Raw genomic sequence first — 14,349 nt, 5'->3', positions numbered from 1 at the left:
CTGCTTGACAGCAGTCCAGTAAAACATAGTTTTAATCCACTTGCCGCCATTATGATAAAAACCATCACCCGCATTGGAAACTCCCAGGGACTGATCTTCGACCAGTCCCTCATGGAGCAGGCCCGTCTGAAACCAGGAGACATCTTGAATGTGACGGTGACCAAAAGCGGAGCCATCGTGCTGATGCCCGCCCGTCGCGCCGCTGCCGATAACGAAGAAGTCAAGACCCGCGCCCGGGCGCTCATCCGCCGCCATGACGGATTGTTCCGCAAGCTGGCCTGAGCCGTGACGATGGACGGCCTGCTTTACCTTACCGTGGAGAACATCCTCGCCATCCATGAGGCGGCGCTGGAAGAGCACGGCGGGGCGGACGGACTGCTCGCCCTCGAATTGCTCGAATCGGCGGTCGAGATGCCCAAAAGCTCGTTTGACGGGGAAGACTTGTATCCGGATATTTTGGACAAGGCGGCGGCGTATCTGTTTTTCATCGCCGGCAATCACGCGTTCCGCGACGGCAACAAGCGGACTGGACTGGCGGCAGCGCTGACGTTTCTGGAGTTGAACGGGCGAGAGATCGCCCTTCCCAGAGATGCATGGCCGGAAATCGAGGCGCTGGTGCTCGGCATCGCCGGCGGCACGCTGGACCGACCCCAGGCCACCGAACAATTCAAGGTCATCCTCGCGTGATTCGGGTAAACGGGCGTGCGATTGTTTTTCACCACGGAGGAGGAAAACAGGCGCAGAGAGACCGGAGGCCGGCCGGTGCGAGGAACGCGGAAGGGCCGTGGAGAACCAAGACCAATGGCCTGTCACGGGCGCTTGCGCGCCTCCCTCCGCGCTCGTCGCACCGACCGGCGGGCCGCTCCGCCGGAGATGCGCCCGGCGGAGCATGAGATCAAAAACCGTTCGGTGTTTCGCACTCATTGACCGGATACGGGCGCGAGCACCTGGGAGAGGGCGAGTTCGTTGATCGAGACCGGGTTCTTTTCCATGAGGCGGGCCAGATAGGTCTGGCGGTTGGCCTGGGCGCGCTCGGCGCGGAGGCTCTGGGCAAGCTGGGCGCGCACTTCGTCGAGCGTCAGCGGACGGGCCTCGCGGATTTCCAAGGCCTTCAGGAGGTGCCAGCCGTCGTCGAGGCGCACCGGCTCGCTCACCTGTCCGGCGGCCAGATCCTTGATGGTATCCCTGATTTCAGGGCGAATCTGCCCGTCGGCCAACCAGCCGAGTTCGCCGCCGTTGGCCGCGCTCTGTTTCTCGTCGCTCTCCGCGCGGGCGAGCGCGGCGAAGTCGGCGCCGGGCTGCGCGAGTTTTTTGCGCACATCATCGAGACGGGCGCGGGCCTCGCCCTGTTCCGCCTGCGAGGCGGTTTTCGGCGCGGCGATGTAGATCTGCGCGAGGCGCACCTGACGGGGGGCCGCGAGCACGGCGCGGTTGGCCTCGTAAACGGCCTGAAGGTCGGCCTCGGAGGGGAAGTCCGCCGGGGGTTGCGAGACCGATTGCAGGTAGGTCTCGATCAGGGCGTTTTCGCGGAGCTTTTCCAGCTGGGCGGTGAAGGCGGGCTGCCGGTCCCATTTCTGCGCGAGCGCCTCGTTGAGCACGACGCGCCGGGCGAGCAGCGAGCGCACCGCCTGGTTGAGCAGCGCGGGATTGGCGGCCAGCGTGGCCTGCTCGCGCGGGCTGAGATTTTCCAGCGACGAGCGGACATCGTCGATCTTGATCTCGGTGTCGCTGACCCGGGCGAGAATGCCGGTGTCGGCGACGGCCGATGTGGAAAGGCTGAAAGCTGACAGAAGGGAAAGAATAAGGATGGCGGATTTCATGGTGTGGCGCGGCAGAGCCGCGCAGTTTAAGTTCAGAGTTTAAGTTTGAGGCCGGGCTGTAGGGTAAATCTCGTATTTTATTATTGGATACGTGAGGAGTTGGACTCCCCCTGCACGGCGGTCAGCCCGGAGCCGGGCTTGACGCGGTTGTCGAGGAGCTGGTCTCCGTAGCCTTGGACGAGGGTTTGCAGTTCGACGCGCTTCCTTCCGACAAAGGGCTCGCGGGCCTTGATCGCGTCGCCCAGGCCGAAGGATTCGAGGCGGTTGAGGATTTCGGAACCGGTCTTGAAGAGCGCCACGTTCTTCGCCTCGCGGTCGGCCAGAAGACGCTCCGTATCCGTCAGCCGGATCGCCAGGCGGGCGCGCTCGGCCTCGGTGCTCCGGGCCAGTTCGGCCGCTTCGCGATGGGCGTTTTCCCATTTGGCGACGGTTTCGGTGAGGGTCTTTTTATCGGACTCCAGCGTGGCGAGGCGCTTTTCGAGGGCGGCGAGGGCCTTGCGGGAAGCGTCCTGCTCCTCGACGGCTTTCTGCGCGAGGACCTTCGCTTGGGACTGGAGGTCGGCCTTGTCCTTGAGCAGGCCATCGTGCGCGGTTTGCAGAGTGATGCGCTCGTTGTCGGAGGCGCGCAACTGGAGCGTGGTGGTGCGAAGCGCCTCGCGGAGACGCGCCTCGGTCGGTGTGGTCTCCTGCTGCGCGAAGGCGACGCCGCTCAGAAACAAGCCGGCGAGCGTATGTAGTATTAATTTGGATACAGTTTTCATCGGAAGTCGATTGGTTGGGTCACGGAGATCACGGAGCGCGGACACGGAGGGCGCGGAGGGCGACGCCTCGCGTCGTCGGCAACGGTCGGAGACCATCGCACCGTCGGGTGAATCGTCTGATCTTTTTCATGGTTTGGCTCTGTGCCCTCTGTGTCGGAGTTCTGTGTCCTCCGTGTCGAAAATGATTGGGATGGCCGGGGCTCAGAAGCGGGCGTTGAGGTCGAACTGGAAGACATCGACCGAGTAGGGAGAACCGCCGATGTTGTCGGCGCTCATCCAGCGCAGGCGGGTCCAGACGCGCTTGGACAGGGCGAGGCTGCCGCCCAGGAAGTAGCCTTCGAGATTGGTGCCCCCGAGGCCGAAGTCGGAATCGGCAAAACCGTCCACCACCGCGTCGGCCTCGAGGTAGCGGTAGCCGACATTCACCTGCCAGTCCCAGCGTTTCTCCAAGACGGGGTCGCCGAGGTTCAGGCGCACGAGCCAGCCGAGATCGCCACTGTCCACGTCGTTGGACGGAAGCGGCTTGATGTTATTCTGGGCGCCGTGGCGGTTGATGCGTCCCTCGTCGTAGGCGAGGTTTTTGACGAACTCGGCGTCGACCGAGAGGTGGAAGGGAGCAAAATGCTTGATGTCGAGTTTGGCCGTGAGAGCCAGTTCGCTGAACGGGGTGGCCAAGCCGTAATACTGATAGTCGTAGCGGTTGAAGGCCGGATCGGTGGGCAGATACTGGTTGTCGCGCAGCTTCATGTAGGTGTTGCCCTTTTGCGCGAAGGCGGGGCGGCGCGAATCGGTGTCGCCCGGCAGGGTGGAGTCGGTCAGCGGGCGGGAGAGTTTTCCCGCGATGTTGGTGTAGTCGTACCAGGCGACGCCCAACTTGAGGTTCAGCTTTTCGGCCAGCTCGATGTCCGCGCCGAGTTGCACGCCGTAGAGCCACCGGTCGTCGCTTTTGAACTTCCCGGGCTGGCGGGTGGAGAGATTGAGGCTGGTGTTATAGACGGGGAACGCGCCCGCGGTCAGGAAGGGGCGGACACGGCCGATCCTGTCATGCCGGTAGGTGGCGGCGAGGCCATCGAAGCCGAGGTCGTCGTCCCAGATCAGATCGGTCGAGAAGAAGGGATTGTCGAAGCGGCCGGCGAGGAGGGTGAGCGCCTTGCCGCCGAGCCCGGGCACCTCGTACTTGAAGAAAACCCGGTCGAGCCAGAGGGCGTATTTGGAGCCGAAACCGTCGGCGCCGAGGGTCTGGTTGGTGGAGACCGGCGAGTTGTCCGAGCCGGTGGCGATGCGGGCGCCGAGGGAAAAGTTTTCCTCCAGATCGACCTCGGCGCCGAGGCGGGCGCGCAGGCGCAGGCGATTGCGGTCGGCGTGGGTGTTGTGCAGCGCCGGATACCCGTTGACGAGGTTGGCCTCAAAGGGCGAACCCTGATTGATGCTGTTGAAATCGACCTGGCCGGTGGGGTCGTTGTCATCGGGGAAACCGATCGTCTCGAAGCGCAGGCGCGCGTCGCCGAAGGGGCGGAAACGGGAGGTCCACTCGGGGAAGGCGCGGGGCGCGGCCCAGTTCTCCTCGCGGGCCTGGGCCATGACCTCCTGCTTGATCTCCTCGCGCAACTGCGCCTTCGCCGTCGCGGGCAGGTAGCGCACGCTCATGCGGCCGGGAACTTTTTCAGGAACGGACTCCGCCGTGGCGGCCGCGGGAGCCGGAGCGGCCTGCGCGGCCTTTTCGGCGGCGGCGGCCCGGAGCAGCAATTCGCCCTGCGCGGGAGTCAGTGTCTTCTGCTCCACGAGCATCTGCACAAGCTGGGCCATCGCGCCAGGCTCGGGCTCGGCGGGCTCCGCCGATGCCGAAAGGCCGTGGGACTGAAGGCCGAGAGCGGAAAGAAGCGCCAGCAGTTTGACGTTTTGGAAAAAGGGTCGGAAGCGGGTGGCGGCCGGCCGGGTGGAATCGGTGTTCATCGGATTGTCGTCGGGTTTCGAAATGAGAAAAAGAGGGTGAGGTTCAGTCGGGGCGCAGCCCGAGGATGCGGATGAGGATGGGCTGCGGCATGTCGGCGGGCGGCGCCTCGCGCATGACCAGGCCGGTGAGGACATCGCGCCGGAGCACGCGGTCCAGCTCGGCGTCCCCGGTGGTGCCGACGAGCTGGGCGTGGGTGATGCGGCCGGTGGCGTCGGCCCAGAGGCGAACGTTGACGTCGAGGCCGGCGGTGCGGGTTTTTTCGTTGTCCTGCAGCGCGCGCTCGATGCGGCTCTGCACGTGGCCGGCATACCAGCCCCAGCGGCTGCCGCCGCTGCCGGTGCCCCCTCCCCCACCGCCGATGAGGCCGCCGCCGCCCCGCCCGGAGAGTCCCCACGAATTGGGCGAGCCGTCTCCCTGGATGTTGGTGCCCATGGCCTCGCCGACGGGGCCGGGAGGCGCATCGTCCGGCTCGGACGCGGGCGCTTCCGGCGGAGGCTCGTCCGGGGTCTCGACCGGCTCCTGCACGATCATCTCGTCGGCGCGGGGCTTCTCCTCCGGGCGCGGCGGCGGCTCGGGCGGACGCGGCGGCGGTGGCGGCAGCGGGCGCGGCGGGGCGATCGCCACCACGCGCTCGGCCGGGGCCGTCCTCCGCAGGGGCCGCGGCTCGCGCTCCGCCATGAAAAACGCGCCCACGCCGGCCAGCACCATCGCGGCCACGATCAGCTTGATGCGGTGCCGGATGACGAAGTGTTTTTCGTCCTCTTCCTCGATCGAATCCATCGGCGTCATTTGGGTGATTGGGTGGCCAGGCCGACCTGGTTGAGGCCGACCAGGCCGACGACATCGAGCACATCCATCACGCCCTGGTATTGGGTCGCGCGGTCCCCGCGGACCACGACCGGAAAGTCGCCGTGCCGGGCCTTGTGCTCCTTGAGGCGCTGCTGGAGCTGGTCGAGCGTCACCGGCACGGTGTCGAGGAAGATGCGGCCCTGGTTGTTCACGGTGATGGCCCGGCTCTTCGTCTCGGCCAGCACCGGCCTGGGGCTGCTTTTGGGCAACTCGACCTTCATGCCCTGCACCCCCGCGGTGGTCATGATGATGAAGATCAGCAGCAGCACCAGATAGAGGTCCACCATCGGCGTGATGTTGATGTCGTCGTAGTCCTTGTTGTCGGAACCGGCATCCATGGGATTATTCCTTTTCTTCGTTGGTGGCCGCCGCGCGCAGCACGTCGCCTTTGGACGGGTAGAACTCGGCCATCTTGGCGGTGAACTCGTCGATGAAGGTGCGCATCTTCGAGGTCAGGCTCTTGATGCGGGTGTTCAGGTAGGAATAGATGAACAGCGCGGGGATCGCCACCAGCAGGCCCGCCACCGTCGCCAGCAGGGCCGAGGCGATGCCCGGCGCGATGGAGTTGACCTCCACTTCGCCAGTCTTGGCGATGACCGCGAAGGTGATCATCACGCCCACAACGGTGCCGAGCAGCCCGACGTAGGGGCCGCCCGCGATGCTGATGGTCAGGTAAACGAGGCCGCGGTTGAGCCGGTCCGTCTCGTGGGTCAGCCCCGAGTCGAGGCTGGCCTTGATCGCCTGGATCGAGCGCGCAGAGAGACCGGCGAAACCGCCCTTGCGCGTGAGGCGGTGGCGGATCTCGTCCGAGCCGATCTGGTAGATTTGATAGAGCGGGCTCTGCCGGATGAGTTTCTGCGTGGCCGCGCTGGCCGTGCCGCCGAGCGACTGGACGCTTTCGGGATTGTTGTGGTCGAGCGTGGTCAGGTCGGAGGAGACTTCCTTCCACTGCCGGATGAACGCCTCCGAGCCTTTCTGGATTTTGTTCAGGTAGGAAAACTTCGCGACGGCCACCGACCAGCCGACAATGATCATGATGATGCACACGAACACCGCGATCCAGCCGTCGAACATCATGTTGTTGGCGATGTCGCCGAAGAGGGAGACATGCTCCATCGCCTCGCCCAGGCGGCTGCCGTGGCCGGAGCCGGAGGTCTCGGCCTGGCCGAGCGTGACCAGCGCGGCCTCGCCGCCCTGGCTGAGCGCTGCCAGCTTGATGAAACCGGCCGGGCGCGCGGCGCGGGCGATGGCGAGTTCGTCCACTTCGCCAATAAAACCGGTGGCGCCGGGCTGGGTGTCGCCGCCGAGGATCGCCGGGCCGTTGAGCGCGGGCAGCGAGGCGTTGAGCGTGGCCAGCGACGCGCCGTCGAGATAAAGGGTGACGCGGGAGCCGTCGGCCACCACCGCGAGGTGATGCCAGCGGTCGGGCGTGAGCTTGTCGCCGGCCGGGCTGCGGGTCGTGCCGGTGGCGGTGGTGACGGCGACATACGGCGCGCCCTGGTCCACGCCGATGACAAAGGCGGCCTGCGGGCCGTCGCGGCGGGAGAAGAGAATGGCGTTTTCCTGCGGCGCGGAGGATTTTAGCCAGGACGTCCAGGTGAGCGGTCCGCCCGCCCGCCAGGCGAAGGAGGATATGCCGGGGATGCGCACCGGCGTGGCGCCGTTCAGATACAGGCCCGTGCCGCTCAGGGAGCCTTCGACCGCGAGGCCGCCGGTCTCCGCGTGGTTGCCCGCCGCGCTGTGGTCGCGGGCCGGCTGGCTGCCCTCGCCAAAGTGATAGACTAGGATTGTGTCGGCATCCCACGCGCCGGTCGCGCTGGCGGCGGCGGCCACCGGGTTGCCATGGTAGAGCCAGAGCTTCGTTTGCGCGCCGGGGGCGATCGCGGGGACGTTGACCCACACGAATGCCTCGCCGATCAGCGAATCGTATTTTTCGATCTGATATGGCAGCTCCGTCTTGTCATCGGCCGCGACGAAACGCAGGTCGGCGCCGTCCTCGCGGGCGGAGGCGAAGTCGAAGTTGTTCACGTGCAGCCGCACCAGCACCGGCGCGGTTCCGACCGGATCGGCGATGCCCGCGGCGGTGTCCACCGTGAGCGACGTGCGCCGGGTCCATTCTTGGTTCCACCACGCCTGCGCGGGGACGGAGAGGCTGATCGCGGCCAGCAGGCCGCACAGCGCGAGTTTGAGGAGGGATCGGTTCATGATCATGGTTGTGGTCGAAAACGGAAGTTTTCCTAAAAATCGGCCCACACGCGGAATGTGACGCGGGGGTGGTTTTTCTCGGTGCTGCCTGCGTTGTACAGCGGCAGCCCGGCATCGGCGGAGCCGTGGAAATGTTTGCGGTAGTGCAGCGTCAGGCCCGCGCCGATACTGCCCAGCAGGAAGCGCGAGTCCTGGTCGGCCAGCGCGTCGTTGAGGATCAGCCCCGCCCAGTCGGTAAACACATGCGCGCGGAGTTCGTCCACGAAGCCGCCGAGGGTGAAGGGCGGCGTGCGCACTTCCAGCGTGGCGGCGAAGCCGTAGTCGCCCATCGCCTCGCTTTCGAGGTAGCCGCGCACCGTCCCGAGCCCGCCTGCTCCGAATTGCTCGGATGAGATCAGCGGGCGGGAGGAAAGCTGGCCCGAGAGTTTGCCGAAAAGTTCCCAGTTGTCGGGCAGGGTCTGGGTGTGGGCGATGTCGCCCCGGAAATAAAAATAGCTGCCGTCGGCCCCATAGCGCTTGTTGGAAAATTCCTCCGAATCGCTGCCCAGGCCGCGGATGTGGAAGTTGAGCCCGCCGTTGAGCTGCGTGAGGCTTTTTTGGCCGAGGTGCGTGGCGGAGTATGCGACCGATATCGGGTAGTAGGTGATCGGCGTCTGCGTGCCGCCGGCCGTGCCCCCGAGGGTGAGCAGTTCGTCGAAGCGCTTGTAGTCGATGCCCGCGGTCAGGCCGTGCGACCAGGCGGCCGTGCCGGGGAGGGAGACGATGGCCTGAAGGCCGAGGCTTTCGCCCCGCCCGGCCACGTCGAAGGTCCCCAGCGTCGAGATGTCGCTGTCGTGCTTCATCCCCTGAAGCATGAGCTTGACCGGGGCATCCGGCACCGGGACGAGGTAGTAGGCCGAAAACACCTTCGCGTCGTCGAGCCGCTCCGGCGCGATCTGGAAGCTCAGGCCCAGGGTGTGCTCGCGCTGCCAGAGGTTGGCGTAGCTGATCGAGCCGTTCAGCCGCAGCGCCGTCGTGTTGGCGCTGTGGCGGTTGTTCAGCTCCAGGTTGCCGTGCAGCGGCATCTTGTCCTCCACGTTCAGCTCGATGTCGATCGTGCCCGGCTCCACCCCCGCCTTCAGCGCGGGCGTGATACGGCGGTCCGCATGCTGGTTGAGTGCGAGGATGTCCTGCGTGACCCGGCCGAAGTCCGGCGTCGCGCCCTCGGCCAGCGACGGCGCGTCCGCCTTGATCCGCTCGATATCGAAGTAGCGCGAGCCGTGCACGCGCAGCCGTCCGACCGTGCCCTCCACCACTTGCAGGCGCACCAGCCCGCCGATCACCTCCTGCTGGGGAATCTGCACCGAGGCCGTCTGGTAGCCGGCGTCGTGATAGGCTTTTTCCAAGGCGGCTCGCGCACGTTCAACATCCTCCGCGGTGCGCGCTTCACCCAGATAAGGAGACACCGCCTGCTCAACCGTCTCCTCCGGCAACAGATAAATGCCGTCGAGCTGGTATTCGAAAATGTCCACCCGCCCCGCTTCCTCCGCCCCGGACGTTTCAAGCGGAACGAAACATACAAGCCACAGGCAGATGAGAAAGAAAGGAAGGTGGTTCACGCGAAAAAAGAGATGCGGTTTCGCGTATAAGTCTGCCGAACCGGTTCCGATCGACGCCTCCTTTCTGTTACGATTCTGTGCCAATTACGGAGGCCAAAAAAAGCGTCGCCCCGCGTCTGGAATATCAAATTAAACTGTGGCCGATGCTTGAATTGGAGCCGAAGCGGACGGCTCCATCTATAAATGCGGCCACGGTATTTTTGAAATGCTCTATTCCTCCCAGCGGAGGGCCTCGATCAGGGGAGCGCGCAGGAGGCGCTTGATCAGGTCCAGCACGGCGGCGTCCTTCAACTGGCGCGCGACGAGGCGGTGCAGGTCCCACAGCCAGTTCCGGGTATCGTAATCGCCTTCCAGAACGACATGCCGGCCGCTTTCGAAGGCGGCGCGAATCGCCTCCAGTCCTTCCTGCATCCGCTCCGCCGATTGACAAGGAATCTCCGTCCCGCTGGCGATGGCTTGCAGCAGCATCGGCTCCAGCACGCACAACAGCGCCAGGCACACGATCCGGTCGCGCGGCTGCATCATGCGGATGAATTTCACCGGAGCCCGGCTCGAATACACCCTGGCCCGCAGCACCGCGCCGAGACGATAGGCGCGCGTTTCCAGCTCCCAACCCAGTTGTTCCAAAAACTTTTCCTGCCGGGCCGCGATCGAATCCATCTGCCTCTGCTCCCGCACCGAGCCGACCGGTTGTGCGAGCACGTCCTGGCAGGCCGCGCGCAGCGTGGCGCGCGCCCACACTTGGTCATACAAACTTGTTCGCACGAGTTCCATCCGGAGGACGGCGAACGCGGTTGTTCCCGGTGTGGCCGGGCCCGCCCTCATATTCCCGGTGTCGTGACGGTTTTCCATGTTTGCAAGGCAAAGGCGGCCGCCCCACCAAGAAGGGGCGGCCGCCGGGTTGCGCTCATGACTATTGTCATGGATGACCCATGTCCGCTTCTGCTCAGAAGCGAAATTCCACCCCTCCGCGGACTTCCAGCGCCTCGCTGGCCGCGGTGTCCCACTCGCCGCTGAAACGCAGGTAGGCGGCCAGACCCCGGCCAAACACCGCGTCCAACCCCAGCGCCGCCTGGAAGCCGTCACTGCCCGGCGTGCGTCCCAGCACCGTCAACGCCGCGCCGCCCAGCGCCGCCTTGATTTCGAGCGGATCGTCCTTGAACTCGTGCCGCCACGCCACGTCCACGCGGGGGATCAGCGTGACGCCGCGCCCGGCGTGGGACCACGAGAGGTTCACCCCGAGCCGCGAGGCCAGCGATTCGCCCGACTGCCTGCGCAGCGACAGCGAGGCGTCCCCGGCGCCCTCTTCGTCCATGGCATCCGCCGACCAGTCGATGTATTGGAGTCCTGAATACGGAACCAGGCGGAGCGCGCCCAAGGTGAGCGGATAACCGGCGCGCAGACTGGCGATCAACTCGCGTCCATGTGTCTCGCCTTCGGCCACGGCCGCATACGTCGGCAGGGCGATCGCCCGACGCGAGGCCAGGTCGGAATAACTCCCGCCCACCGCCGCCTCGAAAAACACCGGCGCCAGCCGGTAGCGGCCGTAGAGCAGCACGGAGAACCGCTCGATGTCGGTGGCGCCGCCCGCCTGGTCCAGCTCCATATCCTCGTCGGTGTAGCTGAAGAGCACGCCCAGTTGCAGCGACTCGCCCGCGGGGGTGTCGCCGCCCACTACCACGCCGTCGGCGGTGGTCTCGGCCTTGGCGAGATCCGCCGTCGCGTCGAAGCGGGTCTCGCGGCGGGTCAGCTCGAACCAGAGTCCGCCTTCGGACCGGGCATCGGTGCCGGCCAGCCGGCCCTCGGCGGCGCGCACCGTGGCGCCCGCGCTGTAAACGGCCTGCTGGAACCAGCGCTCGTAGGATTGCGGCGAAAGCTGGTTGAGCGCGGCGAGCACACGCGCCTGGGTCGGGATGGAATTGAGCGCGGTGCGCAGGGTTGCGAGGTTGCCCGCGGCGATGCCCGCATCAAGCGTCTGACCGAGCGCGATCTGGTTGGTCGTGGCGCCCTCGATGCCGGCGAAGGAGAGCTGCGCCAGCGAGATGATCACCGCGTTGCCGCCATAGGCGGCTTCGAAGCGCAGCATGGCCGACAGAGCGTCCCAGTCCGAGATCACCGTGTCGAACTCGCCCGTCACTCCGCCCGCAGCGGTCAGGATGGTGAAAGTCTGCCCGGCCTGCGGCACGAACTCGCCCAGGCCGGTCACGATCAGGTTGCCGGCGAGGCTGGCCGAGCCGTTGACCGTGAGCCGGTCGTAGGAACTGGCCGAAGCCAGTTCCACGTGGTAGGCGCCCGCCGCGCTCTGGACAAAATCGCCTTCGACGGTGAACGCGCCCGGACTCGCGCCGGGGCTGAGCACGCCGTGATTGGCGAGCTGGCCGCGGATCGTGCCCGATCCGGTCAGGCGCGCGCCCGGGCCGATGACGGTCGCGGCCAGGCTGCTGGCGTTCAGCGCGATGCCGCCCTGCGCGATGCTGGTCGTGCCAGTGAAGGTGTTGGCGCCCGAGAGCGTGAGCAGGCCCGCGCCGGTTTTGTAGAGGTTGCCCGCGCCGCCGATGGCACCGGTCAGGGTCAGGTCGTTGGCCCCGGTGTCGAGCACGCCGCCGTTGGCCCCGAGCGTCACGGCCCGGGCGCTGCTGAAGCCGGCGGTGGTGCGCAGCGTGCCGCCGTTGAGCGCCAGGCCGCCGCCGGCCGCGCCGAGGTTGGCGTTGCCGGAGATTTCCAGCACGCCGCGCGTGATGATCGTCCCGCCGCTGTAGCTGTTGGTCCCGGAAAGGATGAGCGTGCCGTAGTCGCTTTTTTCGATGCCGCCGGTGCCCACGATGGCCGAGGCGATGGTGGCGCGGTGGCCCGCGCTCGCCTCCGTGCCGTCGCCCACGCGAATCGTGGTCGTGGCGGTGTGCGTGGTCAGCGCGCCGCCGGTGACGAGGTAGCCGTCGCTGGCGAACTGGATGCCGGTCACTTCGACCGCGCCGGCGGTCGTGTCCACCATGACCGTGCCGGCCTCGCCCTGGAACAGCGCGAAGCCCGGGCGCCAGCCGCCTTCCAGCGTGCCGTCGCCCCAGTTGGCCGGCGTGTGCGCCACCGACCAGGTGCCGCTGCCACCGATCCACCGGGGCAGCGGCGTGACTCCGTCGAGGTAGAGCAGGTTGATGCGGCCGGCTTCGGTGGCATCGAGGGAGAGGTCGTTGGGGTTCACTCCGGTGGGGAGCAGACCCAGGACGAGTTCATTTTTGACCAGGCTGCCGGTGTAGGTGATCAGCCGATACAGGCCGATGCCGAAAGAGCCCGCGTCGGTGACGTTGAGCGTGCCGTCGAGCGAGAGGTCGCCGTTGACCTGGAAGAGCGTGTTGCCGCCGGGCGCGCCGAGGCTGGCCTGGATCGTCGCGCCGTCTTCCAGAGTGAGCCCGGCCATGGCCAGGGTCTGGCCGCTCTGGCCGAGCAGGATGCCGCCGGCTTTCACCGTCACCGCGCCGCCGGTCGTGCCCGCGCCGCCGAGCTTGCCACCCGAGGCCACCGTCACCGTCCCGGTCGCGCCGGATTGGTCGCCGTCGATGCGCAGCGTGCCCGCGCTGACCTGGGTCGCGCCCGCGTAGGTGCTCGAGCCCGAGAGGATGAGCGTGCCGAGGTCGTCTTTTTTGATGCCGCTGGCGCCGGTGAGGATCGAGGCGATGGTGGCCGAAAAATCCTTGCCCGCAGCCGTGCCGTCGCCCACGCGGATGACGGCCATGCCGTCGCTGCCGGTGACCGTGAGCGCGTCGCCCGCGAGGGTGTAGCCGTCCACAAAAAACTGCATGTCGGTGAAGCTTACCTCGCCCGCGGTGGCGTCCACTGTCACGGTGCCGGGCGTGCCCTGGAAGATGGCCAGGCCGGTTTCCCATGCGCCGGGCGAGACGCCGCCGATGGCCGTCCAGTTGCCGCCCGCGGAGTCGGCGCTCCAAGTGCCGGAGCCGCCGATCCAGAAGTTGCGCGCCAGCGCCGCGAAGGCCAGGTTTACCTGCTTGCCGGCGGTGTCGGACTGCACCTCGAGTTCGGCCGCGCTTACACCGGAAGGGATGGCGCCGAATTCGAGGCCGCGGTCGGTGAGCGTGCCGGTGTAGTTGAAGAGTCGATACAGGCCGGGGCCGAAGGAACCCGCGTTGGCGAGGTCGAGCCAGCCGTCGAGCGTGAGGTCGCCGTTGATTTGGAAAAGCGGGAGGGAGCCGGTAGTGTCCGGCGCGCCGAGGGTCGCGCCGATGCGGGCGTTTTCGTTGAGCGTGAGGCCGCCGAGGGTGAAGGTCGCGCCGGACTGGCCCAGCAGCGTGCCGCCGTCGGCAATGGTCACGTGCCCGCCGGTCACGCCCGTGCCGCCGAGCGTCGCGCCCGCGGTCACGCTGACCGCGCCCGTCGCGCCGGTCTGGTCGCCGTTGATCAACAGCATGCCCGCGCTGACGGTGGTCGCGCCGCTGTAGTCGCTGGAGCCGGAGAGGATGAGTGTGCCGGCCTCGGTCTTGTCGAGGCCGCCCGTGCCGGTGATTTTGGAGGCGATGGTCGCGGTCGCGTCGGCGGCCACGCGCAGCTCGATCGTCTCGGTCTCGGTGGTGAGTTCGCCGCCCGTGACGACATAGCCGCTGGTGAGAAACTCCGCGCCGGCGAAGGTCACCGGGCCTCCCTCGTTGCTCACCGTGACCGTGCCCGCCGTGCCGCCGAAGGTGGCGAAGCCGCCCATCCACGCGCCGGTGGCCGTGCCGCCGGCGTTGGTCCAGAGCGTGTTGGCCGGGGCCACGCCCCAGGTGCCGTCCCCGCCCTGCCAGACCACCATCAGGCCCTGCGCGGGGTCGTAGGTCACGCCCACGATCTGGATGTTGTCGAGGGTGAGCAGTGTGCCGTCCGGCGCGGTGTAGGTCATCACCAGGTCGATTTGGGCGTTGCCCAGACCGAGGGTGCTCAGGTCCATGATATATTGGGTCATGGAGTCGCCACTGACCAGTTTCTCGACGCCCAGCGGCACGATGGTTGTGCCATCGTAGAGGCCGAGGGTGATAGTGACATCCGCCGAGTTCGTTAAGGCGGAGAAGGCGAGGTCGGTGAGCGAGTAGCCCACCGCATCGATGGAAATGGATGTCGAAAAACCGTCTTTTATATTCAACCGAAGGGCGTTGTTCTGCCTTACATATTGCCTT

Annotated in this window: 11 protein-coding genes; 2 read left to right on the top strand and 9 right to left on the bottom strand. The window is 66.7% G+C overall.

All coding sequences use genetic code 11. The features are described 5' to 3' along the window. Positions 1 to 51: 51 nt before the first annotated feature. Complete coding sequence (locus tag OH491_RS18640; RefSeq protein WP_068770120.1) at positions 52 to 282, top strand: AbrB/MazE/SpoVT family DNA-binding domain-containing protein; 231 nt, start codon at positions 52 to 54, stop codon at positions 280 to 282. 9 nt (positions 283 to 291) lie between these two features. After that, positions 292 to 687, top strand: a complete 396-nt coding sequence (locus OH491_RS18635; RefSeq protein WP_068770121.1) for a type II toxin-antitoxin system death-on-curing family toxin — start codon at positions 292 to 294, stop codon at positions 685 to 687. A 233-nt stretch (positions 688 to 920) separates the two neighbouring features. Here the strand turns inward: OH491_RS18635 and OH491_RS18630 are convergent, their stop codons facing one another. From OH491_RS18630 to OH491_RS18590, 9 genes are all read right to left on the bottom strand, one after another. After that, positions 921 to 1,820: a peptidylprolyl isomerase gene (locus OH491_RS18630; RefSeq protein WP_084442134.1), complete on the bottom strand. Its 900-nt coding sequence runs from the start codon at positions 1,818 to 1,820 to the stop codon at positions 921 to 923. 80 nt (positions 1,821 to 1,900) lie between these two features. Next, the gene (locus tag OH491_RS18625; RefSeq protein WP_068770123.1) at positions 1,901 to 2,581 is read right to left on the bottom strand and encodes a hypothetical protein; all 681 of its coding nucleotides are present in this window, start codon (positions 2,579 to 2,581) and stop codon (positions 1,901 to 1,903) included. A gap of 201 nt (positions 2,582 to 2,782) precedes the next feature. Then, the gene (locus OH491_RS18620; RefSeq protein WP_084442136.1) at positions 2,783 to 4,534 is read right to left on the bottom strand and encodes a putative porin; all 1,752 of its coding nucleotides are present in this window, start codon (positions 4,532 to 4,534) and stop codon (positions 2,783 to 2,785) included. A gap of 43 nt (positions 4,535 to 4,577) precedes the next feature. Next, entirely contained in the window at positions 4,578 to 5,324 is a 747-nt protein-coding gene (locus OH491_RS18615; RefSeq protein ID WP_068770124.1) for a TonB C-terminal domain-containing protein, read from the bottom strand. Beyond that, positions 5,321 to 5,722, bottom strand: a complete 402-nt coding sequence (locus tag OH491_RS18610) for an ExbD/TolR family protein (RefSeq protein WP_068770125.1) — start codon at positions 5,720 to 5,722, stop codon at positions 5,321 to 5,323. Before OH491_RS18610 ends, OH491_RS18615 begins: the two co-directional genes overlap by 4 nt. 4 nt (positions 5,723 to 5,726) lie before the next feature. After that, positions 5,727 to 7,589, bottom strand: a complete 1,863-nt coding sequence (locus OH491_RS18605; RefSeq protein ID WP_068771069.1) for a DUF2341 domain-containing protein — start codon at positions 7,587 to 7,589, stop codon at positions 5,727 to 5,729. 32 nt (positions 7,590 to 7,621) lie between these two features. After that, positions 7,622 to 9,187: a ShlB/FhaC/HecB family hemolysin secretion/activation protein gene (locus OH491_RS18600; protein ID WP_425429175.1), complete on the bottom strand. Its 1,566-nt coding sequence runs from the start codon at positions 9,185 to 9,187 to the stop codon at positions 7,622 to 7,624. 210 nt (positions 9,188 to 9,397) lie between these two features. Beyond that, positions 9,398 to 10,039, bottom strand: a complete 642-nt coding sequence (locus OH491_RS18595) for a hypothetical protein (protein WP_068770126.1) — start codon at positions 10,037 to 10,039, stop codon at positions 9,398 to 9,400. Between the two features lie 94 nt (positions 10,040 to 10,133). Further along, entirely contained in the window at positions 10,134 to 14,315 is a 4,182-nt protein-coding gene (locus OH491_RS18590) for an autotransporter domain-containing protein (protein WP_068770127.1), read from the bottom strand. Between the last annotated feature and the right edge of the window lie 34 nt (positions 14,316 to 14,349).

The sequence above is a fragment of the Termitidicoccus mucosus genome (assembly GCF_038725785.1).
GTDB lineage: Bacteria > Verrucomicrobiota > Verrucomicrobiia > Opitutales > Opitutaceae > Termitidicoccus > Termitidicoccus mucosus.
The sequence above is the reverse complement of the archived record's forward strand: the minus strand, read 5'-3'. Positions and strand labels throughout refer to the sequence as shown.

Bases quoted from the DNA above. Each gene is read 5' to 3' on its own strand.
- OH491_RS18640 (WP_068770120.1), top strand. From the start codon at position 52: ATGATAAAAACCATCACCCGCATTGGAAACTCCCAGGGACTGATCTTC.
- OH491_RS18635 (WP_068770121.1), top strand. From the start codon at position 292: ATGGACGGCCTGCTTTACCTTACCGTGGAGAACATCCTCGCCATCCAT.
- OH491_RS18630 (WP_084442134.1), bottom strand. From the start codon at position 1,820: ATGAAATCCGCCATCCTTATTCTTTCCCTTCTGTCAGCTTTCAGCCTT.
- OH491_RS18625 (WP_068770123.1), bottom strand. From the start codon at position 2,581: ATGAAAACTGTATCCAAATTAATACTACATACGCTCGCCGGCTTGTTT.
- OH491_RS18620 (WP_084442136.1), bottom strand. From the start codon at position 4,534: ATGAACACCGATTCCACCCGGCCGGCCGCCACCCGCTTCCGACCCTTT.
- OH491_RS18615 (WP_068770124.1), bottom strand. From the start codon at position 5,324: ATGACGCCGATGGATTCGATCGAGGAAGAGGACGAAAAACACTTCGTC.
- OH491_RS18610 (WP_068770125.1), bottom strand. From the start codon at position 5,722: ATGGATGCCGGTTCCGACAACAAGGACTACGACGACATCAACATCACG.
- OH491_RS18605 (WP_068771069.1), bottom strand. From the start codon at position 7,589: ATGAACCGATCCCTCCTCAAACTCGCGCTGTGCGGCCTGCTGGCCGCG.
- OH491_RS18595 (WP_068770126.1), bottom strand. From the start codon at position 10,039: ATGGAAAACCGTCACGACACCGGGAATATGAGGGCGGGCCCGGCCACA.